Genomic DNA, 19,544 nt, shown 5'->3' on the forward strand with positions numbered 1-19,544 from the left:
AATTACCAAATATTAACCCGTTTATCAGGTGTTAAGTACATTCCATCGCCTTCGTGGACGTCAAAGGTCGTGTAGAAATCATCAAGGTTTTTCGGCTGAACGTTTGCCCGTAAGACGTGCGGAGCATGCACGTCGATGTTCAGCAACAGTTTCATCCGTTCCATTGATGCTTTCATCCTCCAAATTCGTGCCCAGTTAATAAAGAATGCTTTCAGATCTGGTTGGGCTTCGCCTTTTGCGGCTTCAAGCGCACAGCTTAAACCGCCGGCATCGGCAATGTTTTCCGAAACAACCAATTTGCCGTTGACTTTCCCGGCTTCGGTTTCAAGACCGTCAAATTCATTGATCATGTCTTGAGCAAGGCCTTGGAAATGCTTCAGGTCGGCTTCAGTCCACCAGTTGTGCAGATTTCCTTTTTCATCAAATTGCGCACCGTTATTATCAAAGGCGTGAGAGATTTCGTGGGCAATTACCGCCCCGATTCCGCCATAGTTCGCACTTGCTGATTGATGCAAGTCATAAAAGGGCGCTTGTAAAATTGCTGCTGGGAAAACGATCACGTTAAATTGCGGATCGTAGTAGGCGTTGACCATGTGTGCTGGCATTTGCCATCTTGTCCGGTCAACTTGTTTGCCCCACCGGCTGTAATGATCAGCAAGAACGATTTCGCTAAAGGATTGGGCATTGTCAAGTAAGCTAAGCTGTTCATTAACCTTGAACTTCTTATATAACGGATCGAGTTCATCCGGATAACCAACGTTGATGCCTAATGCATCCAGCTTAACGATGGCCTGTTTGCGGGTCGATTCACTTAACCAATCATTGTTTTCAAGGCGGTGCTTATATACATCGACCATTTGGTGAACCATGTGTTCAACGTCGGCTTTGGCATCCGGACTGAAGTACTTATGAGCGTAGTAAAGACCAACGACCTGATCAAACCGGTTGCCGGCAAGGTAGTAAGCGGCTTTTTGCGGTTTCATGGCTTCCTTTGATCCAGAAATTGCCCGGGAAAACTCGCCGCCGGTTACCCGAAAATCATCTGTTAAATAACCTGTAACGCCGGTTAAAGTATTAACGAGCAACCAGCTCTTAAAGTTTTCAAAGGTGTCCGGGTTGACGATTTCATCAAGGGCTTCATAATACTTCGGCTCTTCGACGATAACTTGGTCAGGAGTGTTCTTGATCAAGCCTTTGGTGTATTTTCCTAAATTAAGGTAAGAACTAAACTTCTTAAAGTCTTCAAATGAATATGGATTGTACATTTTCGGGTAGTCTGCCCGTTCAGTACTATCCTTTTCGTGCGGTGCAAGTGAGCGGTCAAAGGCTAATGCGCGTTCAAGATGCGCCTGAGCGGTGGCTTCATCATAACCGGCCATCTTGAAAAGCTTCATGACCATTGATGAGAAGACGGCAATCAGTGCTTTTCCATTTTCATTATCATCAGCATAGTATGTTTTATCTGGGAGAATTAATGAAGGAACTGAAGCGTAGAGCGCATAGCGATCGGTATTTTTCATGTCGCTTGCGACGTAAAGTTGGAACGGGGCTTCATAGCCCTTCATTGTGAGCGCAACAGCTTTGTTTTCCCAGTCGTTCCAGTCTTTCAGATTTTCAACGCGTTCCATAAATTTTTTAGCGGGGGTGAACCCGTCGGCATTCCGCTTTTCAAAATCTGAAGCCAAGCGATAATATTTAATGAATTCATTTAAATATTGGTCTTCAGGTTGAACGGTTCCATCCAACATTTCACCAAAATCATGCATTAATGTTTTTTCAATGTGATCGGCCAGGTCTTGAAAACCGCCTGTTGTAGCTTTGTCAGCAGGAATCTTAGCGGTTTTAAGCCATTCGCCGTTTACGGCCATATAAAGGTCGTCTTTAATTAATTGTTCATTGATTTGTTCTTTTGCAGCCATAAAATGACCTCCTTATATAGGATATTTTACCCATTTAAATTCAGAGCGACAAGCGGGCAAACAAAAAGCCAAACAATCGTTAGGCTCTGTCCCACTGCAAACAGAACCTTCACCGATTGTTTGGCCGACCATTAATTATTTGTTTTGGCTGCATGAGCATTTTGCATTTGGGTTATTCTTGCAGTTGCAAGCTTTGCCATCTGCACATCCGCATTTGCAGTTGCATTGACATTGATTTGCGCTCATTGAACACCCTTCTTTGAATTTCAATCTTTTATTTTTAAATTAAATAAGGAGCCTCGACCCTGACTTGAAAACATCATTCCCAAACATGGTCACTTGTTTACCATCTAACACAGGGCTTCTAACTCCTTACATCTTTAATTATATGCAGTTCGGGAGTGGGTGCAAAGAAAAAGAACTGGGTAAAACAAAAAAGCCGTGATCACATCACGACTTTCACTGATGGGTGGTCAGGGGATCGAACCCTGGACCCACGGATTAAGAGTCCGTTGCTCTGCCAGCTGAGCTAACCACCCATAAATCTTGAATTGATAAGCGATAAGAACTTTTCATATCTCATCGACGATTAATATAATATCAAGAATAGAAGATGAATGCAAGCTTTTTTTGAAATTTTTTTTTGAGAATTTTGAAAAAAGGCTTAGAATCGGCTAAACTAAGGGATAAATTAGTTTTCGAAAAGGAAGAAATGAGGAATTAAAATGAGTTTAATTTATTTGCGGCACGCTACTCAACGCGATTTACCGTCAATTATGACAATTATTCATGAGGCCCAAGCACTTTTGAAAAGTGATGGCAGTCCGCAATGGCAGGATGGTTATCCCACTGAAGGAACCTTTCAAACTGATATTCAAAAGAATGAATGTTTTGTTTTAATGGTTGGCGATCAAGTTGCGGGAGTGGCGACCCTGGCACATGATCCGCAAGCTAATTACCAAAATATCAGTGATGGTCACTGGAATGTAACTGATCAACCGTACGCAACGATTCACCGAATCGCATTGTCAGCTGATTTTCGCGGAATGCATTTGAGTAATTATTTGATGAGTAACTTAATTTCGATTGGAGTCGAACAGGGCATGCAAAACTTCCGAATCGACACCCATGCAATGAATAAACGGATGCAAGGCTTGATTAAGTCAGCCGGATTTCATTATTGCGGAATTATTGACAAGGGCGATAAAGTTCAAGAACGGTTAGGATATGAATTGAATTTATAAAGGAAGGTGTAACAAAACGTCAAAAACGAGCGTGGTAGAAGCAGAAAAGCGAACGAATCGCGTCAGCATAGATTCGAAGATTTTCGAACTTCACTAGCTTCGCGTCGTAGCTCGTTTGTTTTGAAACCCGATGATGTAAAAAGGCTGGACTTTCGTCACAGCCTTTTACTTTTTGTTCTGTGTTTTTATCGCATCTAGAATTGCTTTCCAACCCTTCATCAATAAAGCCGAAAGCCGGTAAAAATCAAAACTGCCATGTGAAGTTAATCTAAATCATCCAAGTATGAGGTAACAGAAGTTAACTTGAATACTTAAAGCACCTTCGTGTAAATTAATAAAAACTCCGGAGATGATTATTAATTTGACCATGTAAGTTTTAAAAATTACCAACTGTGAGCGTAGTTAATAGTAAAGGGGAGAATGTATGATTTATTCCTTGAAAGCTCAGTGACAAATTCGTTGGAGAATGTATAAAAGAAGTCAATTTGTCATCTTTGCTTTAAGTGAAAATCATTAACTACTTTCACTAATCGTTTTATAAATGAAAACTTTGAAAACCAAGCCTAGAGCTTAACTGTATTATAGCATAGTTTTCAAAATGTTCGGCTAGAATTTCGAATGAAGATTGCCGCCTTTTCATGGTTTGGTTTTCATTCGGCGATGATTTATAATAGAAACTGAGAATTTTTCAATTCGATGAGGCAAGTGATTATTTAATAGTCGCTGAAAACCCATTTTAATGGGGGAGGTATTTGCTTATGAAAAAGATTTTAGTTGTCGATGATGAAAAACCGATTTCCGATATTATTAAGTTTAATTTGAAAAAGGAAGGCTATGATGTTTACACCGCCTATGATGGTGAAGAAGCCTTGCAAAAAGTTGAAGAAGTTAATCCAGACTTGATTCTTTTGGACTTGATGTTACCAAAGATCGATGGGCTGGAAGTTGCCCGTGAAGTGCGCAAGACTCACAACATGCCGATCATCATGGTTACGGCTAAGGATGCCGAAATTGATAAGGTTTTAGGCCTTGAAATGGGGGCTGACGATTACGTAACCAAGCCGTTTTCAAACCGGGAATTAGTTGCCCGGGTCAAGGCAAACTTACGGCGGCAATCAGCCACAATGGCAGAAGCGCAAGCTGCAGAAGAAGAAAGTAAAAACAATGACATTGCAATTGGTGACCTTGTAATTCACCCGGATGCCTACGTGGTTTCAAAGCGGGGCGAAAAGATCGAATTGACCCACCGGGAATTTGAATTGCTTTATTACTTAGCAAAGCATATCGGTCAGGTAATGACTCGGGAACATTTGCTTCAAACCGTATGGGGATACGATTATTTTGGCGATGTTCGGACCGTTGACGTTACGGTCCGCCGGTTGCGTGAAAAAATTGAAGATAATCCGAGCCGCCCAATTTGGCTCGTGACCCGGCGCGGAGTTGGATACTACTTGCGGAATCCAGAAACAAATTAAAATTAAATCAAAAGGATTGAGATTAAAGTGAGTGAAGAAAAACAAAACGTTAAAGAAGAAAAGCTTCACTTTTTCCAATCGATCCACTTTAAAATTGCCCTGGTATTTGCGCTTTTACTGTTAATTGCGTTTCAAATTGTCGGGGCTGTTTTTATTCAGCGATTGAAAAGTGATAACTTAAAGACATTTAAACAACGGGTCGAATTGTCGTCATACGTTGATAATTCGCTTGCCCAAAATTTGAGTTCAAGTGACACGCAAAAGGCGAATGCCAAGATCCGAACGATTCTGGAAGACGTTAATAACAGCAACATTACCGATGTTCAGGTTGTTGATGCCAAAGGAAACATCCGGGGCGATAACGACGTTGATAAGCGTTCCTTAGTCGGACAGCGGACAACTGATAGCGACATTAAGCAGGTTTTATATAACGGGCGGACATATTCAAAAATGACGTATGACCGCAGCGACAATAAACGGTATTACATTTCAATTACCCCGTTATTCAGTTCAACGGGGAATACGAACGCGGTTGTCGGGGCGGTTTATATCCGTGCTAGCCTTGAAAGTGTTTATGATTCGTTGAACAATGTAACGGCGATTTTTGCCACAGCGGCGCTGATTGCGACGGTCATCGGGCTTTTGTTGGCAATTATTTTATCAAGTGCGATCACCAGACCGATCGATGAAATGAAGAAACAAACTGCCCGGATCGCGAAGGGCGATTATTCTGGCCAGGTTCACGTGTATGGGAAAGACGAACTGGGACAACTGGCAGAAGCCGTCAATAACCTCTCAGTGCGGGTTGAAGAGTCGCAGGAACAATCAGAATCTGAGCGGCGCCGGCTGGATTCGGTGCTGACCCACATGTCTGATGGGGTTATTGCGACCAACCGCCGCGGAAAAGTTAACATTATTAACCAGGCGGCATGCGATTACCTTGACGTAAATGAAGAGGATACCCTCGGCAAATCAATTTTGGATGTCCTTGATATTCGCGAAGACTATACGTTGCATGATTTACTTGAAAATCAAGAGGAAATTACGCTGGATATGTCAGCGGATGATCATGATCAGATCTTGCATGCATACTTCTCGCTTATTCAACGGGAATCCGGCTTTATTTCAGGAATCGTTTGTGTCTTGCGGGATGTAACTGAACAGGAAAAAATTGACCGTGAATTGCGGCAATTCGTTTCAAACGTTTCGCACGAATTACGGACGCCATTAACAAGTATGCGCAGTTATATTGAAGCGTTAAATGATGGTGCGTGGAAAGATCCGGAAGTTGCGCCGTCCTTCTTAAAGGTAACGCAAGAGGAAACGGACCGGATGATTCGGATGATCAATGATTTACTGAAACTGTCCCGGATGGATTCTGGCCGGGTCAAGCTTGACCTTGAACTGGTCAACTTGAATGAACTGTTTAACTATGTTCTTGACCGGTTTGAAATGATGCTTGAAAAGGACAATAACGATACGCATTCAACCAAGTCAAAGAACTATACGATCAAGCGCGACTTTACCAAGAAGGATCTTTGGGTTGAAATCGACACGGATAAGTTTATTCAGGTAATTGATAATATCATGAATAATGCGATCAAGTATTCGCCAAATGGCGGGGTAATCACGTGCCGGTTACTAGAGACCCAAAACCACGTTATTTTAAGCATTTCAGATCAGGGATTGGGAATTCCAAAGAAGGATCTGAACCATGTCTTTGACCGGTTCTTCCGGGTCGATAAGGCACGGTCACGCGCTCAAGGCGGAACCGGCTTAGGATTAGCCATTTCAAAGGAAGTTATTGAAATGCACCACGGTAAGATTTGGGCCGATAGTGTTGAAGGTCAGGGAACGACATTCTACATCTCCCTTCCATACCATGAATATGACGATGATGAGGAGGATCTTTGGGATGAAAATTAAAAAGTATTTACTGCACATTGGTCTTTTGATTGCAGTGGTTATCAGTTTAGTTTTCTCAGCCATTATTTGGATCGATCCGGCAACCTTTCATCGGAACACGACCCAAACGACCACGACGAATGAATCAGGCAATTCAGCGGATACAACGGTTCATTATGACCTGGCGGATGTTTATTCGCCAACGGGAATTGCAATAACGCAAAATAAGCAGCAAACCCAGTTAACGAGCAGTAAGGATAACTTGATCAGTGACCTTTGCAAGGATTTGCGGAAAATCAAAGTTCAGCAGATCATTGTTCAAAACGATAAGGACTTTAATACGTACCGCAAAGACTTGCTTGAAAATGACAACATTATCCTGTCGTATTCTAATCAGGTATCGATCGGGCTTTTTGAAAAGCTGATCGGACGTTCAGATATTGCCAAGCAGTATGAAAATCAACGGTTTCAGCATATTGTGCTGCCAACGGCCAATCACCGGGAAATTTATTTGTTAAATGATGTGAACTACAAGGTATATAAGCTGCGATTAAAGACTTCGATTCCGGCTGAAGTATACCGGCGAGTAACGGCAAAGGACATTCAACAGACCCCGATCGAATATCAAGAAATCAGTAAGGGTCATTATATTAAGAATTATCCGAAGGGCGTAACGGTTCCGAAATACAGTTACTTAATCAATAGGGAAAATTCGAGTTTATTTGTGACGCACTTATTAGGGGCCTCAAGTTCAAATTCAATTGCAACCAAGGAACATGACGGGGTCACGACGTATACAACGGATAACGGCCAACGATTGGTTATTAACAGCAAGGATGGGACGGTCAACTATGCCCGTGAAGGCCGTGCAAATGAAGACAAAAAAGACAGTTTCAATGATGCCCTTAAAGACGGGTTTGATAATTTAAGCCATTTAGGAGTTTCATTAGATGATGTTCGGTATCAAAACTATGATGAAAACCATCACCAAGTGACGTATCAAAGTTACATTAACGGGTACCCGATCATTTCGCCGAACTTTTACGGAACATATGAGATCGGAATGCAACCAAACGGCGCAACGGAATACCGGTTCTCAGTCGATGATCTGCAAGTTCCGTTACCAAATAATAATCAAACCGTTAATTTGCCGCCAACCAGTCAGGTTTTGCAAACGATGAAGAGCAAAAATTATAACCTGGGAAAAGTGAAGAGCATTATTGTCGGTTATCAATGGACCCAGAATTCAGGTTCGCAAATGGTTGTTGATCTGACACCGACGTACTTTATCCGGTATAACGGCAACTGGATCAATTATCAAACATTAAGTCAGAATCATTAGTTAGGAGGAGCAAGAGTGAATTTTAAACGAATTGAATGGATCTTCTTTGTTGCGTTTATTATGCTGGATGTCTTTCTTGTTTCTTCATATTTCAAACAGGGACCGATAATGGATGCAACGGCCAACCACCCTGAAAATACTACGGTATCAGTGTTAAAGAGTATGCGGGACGATCAGATCACGATTGGTGAAACGTCGAATGAAACGGGAACGGGATACTACGTTTCAAGTCCGAATAACGATGATTTAAAAAATAAAGCCAGCCAACTCCGCTATCAAAGCTGGAGCATGAACGGCAATCTGTTAAATTCAACCTTTGCAACGATGATCAAGGTCAATGCTGATAATCCGCAAAAGGTTTTGAAATCGATCGTGAATGACCCGAACCAGATCGTTGATGGGAAGGATTACCAATACAGTAAGGCCCTTTCAACGAAGGATACGATCGTTTATACCCAAAAGGTCAATGACGAGCCGTTTTACGACAATGGCGGGCAAATTCGATTCCATCTAAAGAACGGCTATGTCCAAGGATACACTCAGGGACATCTTGATAACTTACAAACGTTGCGCGGTGCGCGGAAAACGTTGAGTCAAAAGCGGGCTTTGATTTGGTTGTACCAGTATAACAAACTTCCAAGCAACTCAACGGTTGAATCAAGTAATCTGGCATACTCCAAAATGCTGACGGTTAACGGAAATACAGTTTACATTCCAACCTGGGTTTTTGAAATTAAAAATAACGCCTCCGGGACGATCATTTATCGGCGGATCAATGCCTTTACCGGAGCGGTAATGGATGATAATTAAATTGAAAGAGGTGGATTGGAACGGAAAAGCAAGATGATGCAATGCAGGTCAGTATCCTTGCAAGCGGAAGTACGGGAAATGCAACGTACATTGAGACACCTGAACATCAAGTTTTGATCGATGCGGGCTTGTCCGGAAAGAAAATCGAAGAACTCATGAATTCGATTGGGCGGACGTTAAATGACGTTGACAGCTTATTTGTGACGCATGAACATACGGACCATAGTAAAGGCGTCGGTGTTTTGGCCCGGCGGTATGGAATGGATGTGTACGCTAACCAAAAAACGTGGGATGCCATGGCGCCGAAAATTGGGAAAATCAAGCCGGAACAGAAGCATCTTTTAGAAGCAGGGAAAGTATTGTCATTAGGCGACCTTGACGTTGAAAGTTTCGGGGTATCGCATGATGCGGCTGATCCCCAGTTTTATGAAATGCACCATGCAGGTCATTCGTTTGCAATCGTAACTGATACGGGGTATGTTTCCGAAAGAGTCGAGGGCGTCATTCGGGATGCCGAAGCAATTTTGATGGAATGTAACCACGATACCGAAATGTTGCGAATGGGACCTTATCCATGGACGTTAAAGCAGCGAATCATGAGCGATACCGGGCACCTTTCAAATGAAGATGGCGCTCGGGCCTTGATCGATGTTCTGGGGAATGATACCAAACAGATTTTTCTTGGCCACTTGAGCAAGGAAAATAACATTAAGGAATTAGCGCATCTCACGGTTGAAAATATCATGAAACAACATGATTTGGCCGTTGAGCATGATTTTCATCTTTTGGATACCAATCCGGATCAAGCAACAGCGCTAATGAAGTTATAATCAATTGTTAATTGAAATTCGGTTTAATTAAGACTGCGACCTTTGTCGTGGTCTTTTTTTATAAGGAAATTCGGATTAAATTATCGATTAATTTTTCTTATATTTAGGTTTAAATTTCTTTGATATTTTACGAATATTATTCATAAAGTGTTCAAATTTGGTTTTTATAATCGAAGATATTAAAAGTAAGTTAGAAGGGAGTGGATCTTGATGGGTGATAAAAATCAATATAGCGGTGATTATACGGAAAATAACCAGGTCGAACAACCGCAACCGGCACCCCAACGACCGAAGAAGAAAACAATGTCGTTGAAAAAGGTCTTTTTGGTGGCATTAGCCGGCGGTGTCCTTGGCGGCGGAATCGTGATTGGCGGATGCGCAGTTTATAATCGGTATTCCAGTCAGACGGTAACACAGGATAACCGGAAGGGAAAAACCGTTACGAGCAACATTAAGGTAACGGAAACCAATCAAGCAACCAAAGCGTTTAATAAGGTTAAAAACGCCGTGGTTTCAGTTGAAGCATACTCTTCATCAGATAACTCATTGGATTCGCTTTTTGGAAACTTTGGCGGCGGAAAGAGTGCCAAGGAAACCTCTGAAAGCGAAGGCTCAGGGGTTATTTACAAAAAGTCGGGGAACACAGCATTTATCGTTACAAATAATCACGTTATTGCGGGGTCAAATAAGGTTGAAGTATTAATGAGTAATGGAAAGAAATTGCCGGCAACGGTTGTTGGACACGATGCGATTTCTGATTTGGCGGTGTTAAAGATCAATGCCCAAGATGTTACGGAAGTTGCTTCCTTTGGTAATTCGGACGATATTCAGGTTGGGCAAACCGCCCTTGCGATTGGCTCGCCATTGGGATCTGAATACGCAACCTCGTTGACTGAAGGAATTATTTCAGCCAAGAAGCGGACGATCGACGTTACAAACAGTCAAGGAGTAACAACGGGTCAAGAAACAGTTATTCAAACTGATGCGGCCATTAACCCTGGAAATTCAGGCGGACCATTAATTAACTTGGCTGGTCAGGTAATCGGAATCAACTCAATGAAACTTTCAAGCACGGGAACTGGTTCGGGTTCATCAACTTCGGTCGAAGGGATGGGCTTTGCGATCCCAAGTAATGAAGTTGTATCAATTATTAACCAGTTAGTTGCTAACGGGAAAGTGATTCGGCCAGCGTTGGGAATCTCGCTGATTGATTTGAACAATATTCCGGAAGAGCAGCAACAAAGTGTCTTGAAGCTCCCGTCAAGCGTAACGGGTGGAATCGTGGTTGCCAAGATCAATGATAATTCACCGTTAAAGGGATCAGGAATTCAGAAGGGCGATGTAATCGTCAGTCTGGGCGGAAAAAAGGTCACGGGCTTAGCAAGTTTACGTGAAGCACTTTATGCGCATAAGCTTGGAAGTACCGTTGAGATCGGATATTATCATAACGGTCAGGAAAAGACGACCAAGGTTCGATTAACGCTTGAAGCCAACGATCAAAATACGACGGCGGCGTCAAATGAAGATGGAAATTAAATAAGGATAATGTAAAAAGAGGTTGTGACATAAGTCACAACCTCTTTGCTATATCCGCATAATCGGGTTCCAAAACAAACGTGCTGCGACGCGGAGCTAGAGTGACGCGTAGCTAATTCGAAAACCTCCGAATCTATGCTGGCGCGATTCGTTCGCTTTTCTGCTTCCACCACGCTCGTTTTGAACGTTTTGTCACACCTTCTTTTTTAATACTGATCACAATATTTACAATATGGATGTTGCACGTAGTCTTTCCAAAAATCAGCGTTGATTTCTTGGGTGCGACCGCATTTAGTGCAGCGAACGACGTAATTTGAAGATGAACCGATGATTCCGGGATTAAATGATGGAACCTTAACCAGTTCGAGTGTTTTGGTTAACATTTCTGCCATTTGAAAGCCTTCTTTCACCTATATTATAAGGGATTAATGCTGTTAAGCAAAAATACTTGGCGTCGCGTTTGTTCGGGCAGGAAATGGTAAAAGTTGCGCGGCGGGTTGAAAAATGCGTATAATTTAACCAGCAAAACGAAAGTTATCCCCAATTTGTCCCCAAAATTTGTAGAGGAAACGCACAGGAAAATTCTTAAAGTTATCCACAAAGTTGTGAACAGCTGTGTAAAACTGTCAGAATTAGATTATTTTAATGTGTGGAACTTGCTTTAAAATAAGAATTTGTTGATGTGTTTCACATGGATTAAAAGAAATTAATATCATTTCAAAGTTGTGGATGAAGAAAATTTTGAATTCTAAATATGGGGGCGAATTTTTGTTCGTACAAGATATTGATTTGCAAATTGTGGATATGTGGATAACTTTGTGGAAAAGAGTCGATAACCATTGAATATCAAAATTGTCTGTGTTGGTAAATTAAAGGAAAAGTACTTTAAACAAGGGATTGCGGAGTATGCAAAACGGTTAAGCAAATTCTGCAAGTTTCAAATTGTTGAGGTCCCGGATGAAAAGGCACCTGAAAAATTAAGCGATGCCGAAATGGAAAAGGTCAAAGAAATCGAAGGCGAACGGATCTTGTCAAAGATCAAGGATAAGGAGTACGTTTATGCGCTGGCGATTCTAGGAAAGGAACGGACTTCCGAAAAATTTGCGGAAGAGATCAAAGACTTAACGACCTACGGCACAAGCGACATTACGTTTGTAATCGGTGGTTCATTGGGATTATCACCGGCAGTGTTGAAGCGCGCAAATACTCAAATTTCGTTTGGGCGATTTACGATGCCGCACCAATTAATGCGGTTGGTTTTGACCGAACAGATTTACCGAGCATTTATGATCAATGCTGGAGCACCGTATCATAAGTAGGGGGTGATTAGCGCTAAGTTAGGCGAACAGGCTGAAATTTGAAAAAGTTAGGCTTGCCAAAACTTTTGGTTTTATATACCATATAATTGTAAAATATGAGGGAAAGGGTGAAGAAGATGGCTGAAGAAAAACATCATCTTATCGAGTATGCGAACGGAAAGTCGTTGGAAGAAATCAACGGAACCGTTCATGTTCCAAAGGGAAAAGGATTCTGGCGAACCTTACTAGCATATTCCGGACCAGGTGCACTTGTTGCGGTTGGCTACATGGATCCCGGTAACTGGGCAACATCAATTACTGGAGGGCAAAACTTCCAATACTTGCTGATGTCAATTATCTTGCTGTCAAGTTTGATTGCGATGCTTTTGCAATACATGGCAGCTAAATTGGGAATTGTAACCCAAATGGACCTTGCACAAGCGATTCGGGCCCGTACAAGTCGGACCCTTGGAATTATCTTGTGGTTGCTGACTGAAATGGCGATCATGGCAACGGATATTGCGGAAGTTATTGGGGCAGCGATTGCGTTGAACCTGCTTTTCCATATTCCGTTAATGATTGCGGTCTTTATTACCGTATTCGACGTTTTGCTTCTTTTGTTACTTGCCAAAATTGGGTTCCGTAAAATTGAAGCAATCGTTGTTTGCTTAATTTGTGTGATCCTTTTTGTCTTTGCATATGAAGTAATCTTATCAGATCCAAACTGGGGAGCTGCAATTAAAGGCTTGATCCCAAGCGCAGGTGTAATGGCAAGTCACCCGTCGATCAACGGGGAAACGCCATTGACCGGTGCGTTAGGGATCATTGGGGCAACCGTTATGCCGCACAACTTGTATCTCCACTCATCAATTTCACAAACCCGTGAGCTTGACCATGCAAGCGATGAAGACATCAAGCGGACGATCAAGTTTACAACATGGGACTCAAACATTCAATTAACTGCTGCATTCTTCGTAAATGCATTGCTCTTGATCATGGGGGTTGCGGTTTTCAAGTCAGGTGCAGTTAAGGATACATCATTCTTTGGTTTATTCAATGCATTAAATAGTCCAAGTTTGTTACATAATCATATTTTAGCGTCAGTTGCCCGGACAGGAATTTTGTCAACGTTATTCGCGGTTGCATTATTAGCTTCAGGTCAAAATTCAACCATTACGGGAACGTTGACCGGTCAGGTTATCATGGAAGGCTTCGTTCACATGCGGATGCCATTATGGGCCCGGCGGTTGGTAACGCGGTTATTATCAGTTGTTCCGGTTATCCTTTGCGTAATGACGACGAGCGGCGAATCAGTTACTCATCAACACATTGCGATCAATAACTTGATGATCAACTCGCAAGTCTTCTTGTCATTAGCATTACCATTCTCAATGGTTCCGTTACTGATGCTGACGAACAGTAAAACCGAAATGGGGCAGTTCCGGAATAGTTTATGGGTTAAGATTGCCGGCTGGATTTCAGTTGTTGCCTTGATTTTCTTAAACCTTCAAGGCTTACCGGATCAAATGACGGCCTTCTTCAGTGATAACCCAACACCGCACCAGGTTTGGTTAGGCCACATTAGTGCAGATATTATCGGAACACTGATCGTTCTTTTGCTGATCTGGGTAATTGCCGAATTATGGGCAAGCAACCGGCGAATCAGACGGTCACAGGCAAACGAAAAGTAGAGGGGAAAAAGAATGGCTGAAAAAATTAAAAATATCAAACGGATCTTAGTCGGGGTCGATGATTCAGACGACGCCCAACTTGCTTTCCGGGTTGCAATGCAACGGGCAAAAGAACTTGATGCGACCTTATACATTACGTCGATCCTTGAAAAAGATGAAATGAATGTTTATCAAGTGTTGGATGCCGATTACATGCGCCAACAAGTTGAAAAGTTAAAGAAACACATTGAAGATTACCGGAATATTGCCCTTGAAGCAGGGGTCAAGAAGGTTAAAACGGTGATTGCGGAAGGCGATGCTGGCGAAACGATCATCAAAAAAGTGATTCCCCAAGTCAACCCTGATTTGCTGGTTATTGGGGCGTTGGCTAAGGAAGGCCTTGAAAAGTACTTTGGTTCACAAGCCGCTTACATGGCAAAATACTCGCCAATCTCAGTTTTAGTTGTCCGATAAGGTAAATAATCCAAATAAAGCTCGCAGGAACGGAAATGGGTTCCGGCGAGCTTTTTAATTGGTATTAAATAAAGTAAACAAAAAATCCATGGCTTCAACCATGGATTTTAATTTTATTCTTCTTTTAATCCTTTACGTTTAACTTCAAGTTTCCGCAATGCAGGAAGCAAGAATCCAAGAACGATCAGGAAGCCAACGGTCAGGAAGTTCATGATCAATTGGTGGTTGAATGAAGCGGTTCCTGGGTTAGCATTTTGCGGAATGAATCCAAGGGTGGCACATACGAACGTGAAGATGAAGCACCACCAACCCATTGCAAGGGCGCCTTTCCGGTTCTTAATGTAAACATAATCGGACTTGAATTCATCTTCGTGCCAGCGAATGGCAATGAATGCGACGAAGACAAGGGCGGTCTTGTATGGTGAAACGATTCCGTTCAGGTTCAATAACCAGTTGTAAATTGAATTGATACTTGGTAATGTTCCACTTAAAAGTAAGATCAGTAAACTAATTCCGGCAGTTAAGATGTAACTGTTAACTGGCCGGCCATTCTTGTTGGTCTTTGTTAACCAGCTTGGCATGTATTTCGAAGCGGTATCACTTGCGAATACCCGGCTGGCAGCATCAATTAAGATCGCTAATTGAGCCAGCATGAAGAAGAGTTGAACAAAGGCGAAGACATACATCAAGGTCTTGCCCATGCCGCATTGTTCCCCAAGAAGCCGGAAAGCATAGTACGGACCGTTCATCTTAAAGTCTGACGGAATGTGGTTGGCGTTGAAGAAGACGGCCAATGCTAATGTCCCAAAGATCGTTAAGAAGGCGGTCATTAATGCTAATGCCCACATTGCTTTATGGAAATCTTTGCGTGGATTTTTCAGGCGGCTAATATATGGTGCAGCCAATTCAGCCCCGGACATTGCGAAAATCAAAAGCCCGGTCGTTGAGAAGTAGTGCAGACTAAAGCTTGGCTTAAATGCACTCCAGCTGAAGTGGGTTGCGATGTGTGCGCCGTGTGCAAGTGCCCAAACTGTCATGAAAACGAACAGCATTGAGATCAAGAACATGGCGCCCCCGCCGATGATCGACAAAATTTCCAATGAGTTTTTAACTTTGTTTTCGAAAATGATGAACAATAGGATAATAATGAACGTCATTAATCCAAAGGTTGTTGTTGACATGTGTTGGTTCAAAGTTGCGTTTCCTAAAATGATCCAACTGATTGAAACAACAACGGAGTTTGAAACGTCAACTAAGTACGGAATCGTTTGGGTCCAATACATCCATGACGTAACATACCCGAAAAGATCGCTGTGGGTCCCGCGGCGAATCCAGGAAGCAAGGCCCCCGGCTTCTTCACCGCCGAAGGTTAATCCCAATTGAGTTGCGATCAAAGCATAAGGGATAACGTACGAGAAAAGTAAGAAAATCCATGAAACAACAACTGAAAGCCCTTGGTTTTGAAATGGATAGAAAATATTTTCAAAACTAATGATTGTAACGAAGTCCAGTAGGGCAATTACTGGCCAACTCATATAATGTTTTTTCGGTGCTAAATCATCCATAAATCGAAATTCCCTCTCTTTGTTAAATTTTATTCGGTAATGGATGAGTTGCCCGGAGCCTTATTCCAGCTAAAACCAGCATTATACTGCATTTTATTCCTCCTATTGTTATACTAGATATGAAAAAAGATGTACCTTTAATAGTGTAATTCAAAAACAATGTTTATGAAAGATTTTTTCAGAAAAAGAGTGATCGAAAATGAAAATTTTGAAAATTGCTGCTCCGAAGAGTTTGATGCAGTACGTTTCAAAGCAATGGCCAGTCGTTGAACTTGCTTCAACGCTTAAAGGGGCTGAATTAGCTGCCATGGTTGTCAGTGCTGAAAATGAAGATGAAGTGCAGTTGGCAGCGGCTGTTCAAACGAAATCAATGCTGGATATTCCAGTTGTGAAGGTTGATATTACGCAACCGGCTGTTGATATTACCCGGGAAATTGATGCTGCGGCATTGCAGTATGAAAAGAAAATGGTTCCGCGGTTTTTAACTGACTTAGTTGAATTTGCGGACCGACGGCCGATCAGTTTTACGACTCCCGGACACCACAATGGAAGATACAACGAAAATCATCCAGCCGGAGTCGTTTTTAACCGCTTCTTCGGTGAAAATATGTTATATGCTGATACCAGCGACACGGTTGCTGAATTAGGCGATACGATGACGCATGCGGGCTCACCCTTGGAGGCTGAACAAAAAACCGCCGAAGTTTACCATGCAGATAAAGCATATTTCTGTCCAAACGGAACAACGGGATCGAATGACATTTGTGCAAGTGCGGTTTTACGGCCCGGTGATTTAGTTTTATTTGACCGCAATAATCATAAGTCGCTTTATAATGGGGCTTTGATCATGAATGGCGCCAAGCCGGTGTATATTCCAACGGATCGCAATGCACTCGGATTGATCGGTGAAATGGATCCGCAATTTTTGACGGAAGAAAGATTGCGCAAGGAAGCAGCAAAGGTTGATCCGGATAAGGCGGCACAGAAGCGACCATTCCGGATGGCGGTTATTCAAGCTGAAACGTATGATGGCGTTTTTTACAACGCGAAGTGGATGCTTGAGCGAATCGGAAAGCTATGTGATTACGTTTTATTTGATTGCGCATGGGGCGGTTTTGAACAGTTTATTGAAATGATGAAGCCGTTGTCGCCGTTAGCGCAAGACCTTGGTCCGGATGATCCGGGAATTTTAGTGACTGAATCGCTTCATAAACAACAAACCGGAATGGGATCGGCTTCACAGATTTTGAAGAAGGATGCGCATATTAAAGGCCAAAAACGGTACGTTGATCATAAACACTTTAATAATGCTTATTTGAAGTACGTAACTTCGAGTTATAATTACCCGTTATATGCGTCAATGACGGTTAACCCGTACATTGCAAGCGGGAAGAGTAATTTAGCATGGTGGAATGATATTTTGAAACGCGGGATCGAATGGCGCAAAAAGCTGATTCGGGAATCGAAACTATTCCGGCCGCTGGTTCCGCAAACGGTTGATGGCCGGAATTGGGAAGATATTCCAACCGATGAATTAGCAAGTGATTTGAAGTACTGGCAACTTTCACCTGAAAACCATTGGCATGGCTTTAAACGAGCTGCTTCAGGGGAAGCCATCATTGATCCGTTGAAATTAACGGTCATGACCCCGGGAATCGATGTTGAGCATGAAGAATATACTGAAAAGGGAATTCCGGGAGCAGTCGTTGCTGAGTTTTTGACCGAGCACCGAATTTTAAAAGCCAAAGCGGACTTGAACTCGTTACTGTTCTTGCTGACCCCCGGTGATACGCCGAGTGACTTAGATGCATTGATGACGACGTTGCTGGAATTTGAACGTTTATACTTAAACGATGCACCATTGGAACAGGTTTTACCAAAGTTAGCGCAGGAATACGCTGATCGGTATCAAGGATACACGATTCAGCAATTATGCGATGAAATGCATGCATATTACCGTGCCCACCAAACCTTTAAGTTGCAACAGGCATTGTTTGAAAAACCAAACATGCAGGATTATGAGATGCAGCCGGCTGACGCGGACCTCGCATTTCGGCACAATGAAAGTGAACTGTGTGACCTGGAAGAAGTTGAAGGCCGGATCGCAATGGAAGGTGCGTTACCATATCCTCCGGGCGTCTTTATTGTGGCTCCAGGCGAACGGTGGCAAAAGGTTGATTGCGACTACTTTAAGACATTAGTTGGCGCAATGGAACGGTTTGACGGCTTTGTTCCTGAAATTCAAGGAGTCTATTATCAAAAAGATGATCACGGCAAGATCCATGTGCAGTGTGAAGTTCTGAAAGAAGAATAAAAAAAGCGGTTGAGATTAAAATCTCAGCCGCTTTTTTGTGTTTTGTCACATTTATTTTATTCATGGTATGTTGGTAACCATTCATCAAGCAATTGTAAGTATTCCTTTTCAAAGTAGTTATTATTAAGGTATACCAGGTAAATTGGATGGGTAATGTTAATCGCGTGAAGTTTAACTTCCATTAACGAGCCTTCATGAATCTGCCGGGCAACGATTCCGCGGTACATGAAGCTGATTCCAGTTCCCATTTCGAGCACCTGCTTGATGGTTTCAGGGTTACTAATTTGAGTTCGTTGATCAAAATCACTGACTTTTAAGTTTTGGGTTCCTAAAATTTGTTGCATAATGGCGTATGAGCCAGATCCGCTTTCCCGGTAAATCAACGGGAAGTTTAACAATTCCGTTAACTTGTATTCCCGATTTGGATCAAGGCCTAATTTCGGGGATGCAACGGCAATAAATGGTTCGTCAATTAACGGCCGGACCGTAAATTGTTCGGTATCAAAATTTCCTTCGACTAGGGCAAAATCAAGTTTGCCAGAGTGGAGTTGATCAAGACATTCCTTGGTATTCATCACATCACAGTGAAGGATAATCTCAGAGTGCCGTTCGTTTACGAATGAAATTAAGTCTGGCAGCATTGAGTTGGTTAATGATTGGGTTGCTGCCAGGTGCAATGGCCGTTTGTTTTTCGGAATTGCATGTAAATGTTCCTTAAATTTATTACTTTGGGAACGCAACGATTCCACAAATAAGAGAAGCTGTTTGCCTGATTGGGTAAGGTGAAGCTTCCGTTTCTTGTAAGTAAATAATTTTACGTTCAGTTCTTCTTCAAGATTTTTAAGCTGCTGGGAAACAGCTGGCTGGCTGATGTAAAGCTCTTCTGCCGCTTTGGTGTAAGAACCAACTTTGGCAACCGTTAAAAAAGTGATTAATTTGTGATCAAACATAATTTAACCTTCTTCATCGAGATAAACGATACTTATAATCCTATTTTATATGATTAATTTAGATTATTCAACGTCCGAATGAAGGTTATTCAGGGATAAAGAAGAATAAAAAAAGAGGTTGTGATTGATCACAACCTCTTTTCGCTTTCAGAATGCTTAATTATTTAAGCATGCTTGCGAATTTTTCTAATGTACGGATCATTTGAGCTGTG

General features: G+C 42.2%; 15 protein-coding genes and 1 tRNA gene. 11 read left to right on the plus strand and 5 right to left on the minus strand.

The window, feature by feature from the left end; genetic code table 11:
* Nucleotides 1–2: 2 nt before the first annotated feature.
* Complete coding sequence (locus tag FC33_RS03430) at nucleotides 3–1,919, minus strand: M13 family metallopeptidase (RefSeq protein ID WP_057827223.1); 1,917 nt, start codon at nucleotides 1,917–1,919, stop codon at nucleotides 3–5.
* 466 nt (nucleotides 1,920–2,385) lie between these two features.
* A tRNA-Lys gene (locus tag FC33_RS03435) sits at nucleotides 2,386–2,458 on the minus strand.
* A 186-nt stretch (nucleotides 2,459–2,644) separates the two neighbouring features.
* Between FC33_RS03435 and FC33_RS03440 the strand changes: the two genes are divergently transcribed.
* The 7 genes from FC33_RS03440 to FC33_RS03470 all read left to right on the plus strand — a co-directional run bounded on the left by FC33_RS03440 (nucleotide 2,645) and on the right by FC33_RS03470 (nucleotide 11,061).
* Entirely contained in the window at nucleotides 2,645–3,163 is a 519-nt protein-coding gene (locus tag FC33_RS03440) for a GNAT family N-acetyltransferase (RefSeq protein WP_057827224.1), read from the plus strand.
* Between the two features lie 758 nt (nucleotides 3,164–3,921).
* Nucleotides 3,922–4,638, plus strand: coding sequence for a response regulator YycF (yycF, locus tag FC33_RS03445; RefSeq protein WP_057827225.1), 717 nt, complete (start codon nucleotides 3,922–3,924; stop codon nucleotides 4,636–4,638).
* Between the two features lie 27 nt (nucleotides 4,639–4,665).
* Nucleotides 4,666–6,564 (plus strand): cell wall metabolism sensor histidine kinase WalK, encoded by a 1,899-nt coding sequence (walK, locus tag FC33_RS03450; protein ID WP_057827226.1) that lies wholly within the window; start codon nucleotides 4,666–4,668, stop codon nucleotides 6,562–6,564.
* Nucleotides 6,554–7,885: a YycH family regulatory protein gene (locus FC33_RS03455; protein WP_057827227.1), complete on the plus strand. Its 1,332-nt coding sequence runs from the start codon at nucleotides 6,554–6,556 to the stop codon at nucleotides 7,883–7,885. Before walK ends, FC33_RS03455 begins: the two co-directional genes overlap by 11 nt.
* A gap of 15 nt (nucleotides 7,886–7,900) precedes the next feature.
* Nucleotides 7,901–8,695: a two-component system regulatory protein YycI gene (locus tag FC33_RS03460; protein ID WP_057827228.1), complete on the plus strand. Its 795-nt coding sequence runs from the start codon at nucleotides 7,901–7,903 to the stop codon at nucleotides 8,693–8,695.
* 41 nt (nucleotides 8,696–8,736) lie between these two features.
* Complete coding sequence (locus FC33_RS03465; protein WP_057827229.1) at nucleotides 8,737–9,525, plus strand: MBL fold metallo-hydrolase; 789 nt, start codon at nucleotides 8,737–8,739, stop codon at nucleotides 9,523–9,525.
* Between the two features lie 210 nt (nucleotides 9,526–9,735).
* The gene (locus tag FC33_RS03470) at nucleotides 9,736–11,061 is read left to right on the plus strand and encodes a S1C family serine protease (RefSeq protein WP_057827230.1); all 1,326 of its coding nucleotides are present in this window, start codon (nucleotides 9,736–9,738) and stop codon (nucleotides 11,059–11,061) included.
* A 206-nt stretch (nucleotides 11,062–11,267) separates the two neighbouring features.
* On the opposite strand, the gene FC33_RS03475 is transcribed toward FC33_RS03470, so the two are convergent.
* Nucleotides 11,268–11,453: a hypothetical protein gene (locus FC33_RS03475; RefSeq protein WP_057827231.1), complete on the minus strand. Its 186-nt coding sequence runs from the start codon at nucleotides 11,451–11,453 to the stop codon at nucleotides 11,268–11,270.
* Between the two features lie 447 nt (nucleotides 11,454–11,900).
* Between FC33_RS03475 and rlmH the strand changes: the two genes are divergently transcribed.
* The 3 genes from rlmH to FC33_RS03490 all read left to right on the plus strand — a co-directional run bounded on the left by rlmH (nucleotide 11,901) and on the right by FC33_RS03490 (nucleotide 14,503).
* Nucleotides 11,901–12,380 (plus strand): 23S rRNA (pseudouridine(1915)-N(3))-methyltransferase RlmH, encoded by a 480-nt coding sequence (gene rlmH, locus FC33_RS03480; RefSeq protein ID WP_057827232.1) that lies wholly within the window; start codon nucleotides 11,901–11,903, stop codon nucleotides 12,378–12,380.
* Between the two features lie 95 nt (nucleotides 12,381–12,475).
* Nucleotides 12,476–14,050 (plus strand): Nramp family divalent metal transporter, encoded by a 1,575-nt coding sequence (locus tag FC33_RS03485; RefSeq protein ID WP_057827233.1) that lies wholly within the window; start codon nucleotides 12,476–12,478, stop codon nucleotides 14,048–14,050.
* A 12-nt stretch (nucleotides 14,051–14,062) separates the two neighbouring features.
* The gene (locus FC33_RS03490; RefSeq protein WP_057827234.1) at nucleotides 14,063–14,503 is read left to right on the plus strand and encodes a universal stress protein; all 441 of its coding nucleotides are present in this window, start codon (nucleotides 14,063–14,065) and stop codon (nucleotides 14,501–14,503) included.
* A gap of 113 nt (nucleotides 14,504–14,616) precedes the next feature.
* Here the strand turns inward: FC33_RS03490 and FC33_RS03495 are convergent, their stop codons facing one another.
* Entirely contained in the window at nucleotides 14,617–16,068 is a 1,452-nt protein-coding gene (locus FC33_RS03495) for an APC family permease (RefSeq protein WP_057827235.1), read from the minus strand.
* Nucleotides 16,069–16,267: 199 nt separating this feature from the next.
* Here FC33_RS03495 and FC33_RS03500 point away from each other — a divergent pair, with 199 nt between their 5' ends.
* A complete protein-coding gene (locus tag FC33_RS03500) occupies nucleotides 16,268–18,382 on the plus strand; it encodes a putative ornithine decarboxylase (RefSeq protein ID WP_057827236.1) in 2,115 nt (704 codons plus the stop codon).
* A 56-nt stretch (nucleotides 18,383–18,438) separates the two neighbouring features.
* On the opposite strand, the gene FC33_RS03505 is transcribed toward FC33_RS03500, so the two are convergent.
* Entirely contained in the window at nucleotides 18,439–19,332 is an 894-nt protein-coding gene (locus FC33_RS03505; RefSeq protein ID WP_057827237.1) for a LysR family transcriptional regulator, read from the minus strand.
* Between the last annotated feature and the right edge of the window lie 212 nt (nucleotides 19,333–19,544).

The organism is Ligilactobacillus aviarius subsp. aviarius DSM 20655, from assembly GCF_001436315.1.
In the GTDB taxonomy this organism is placed as follows: Bacteria; Bacillota; Bacilli; order Lactobacillales; family Lactobacillaceae; genus Ligilactobacillus; species Ligilactobacillus aviarius.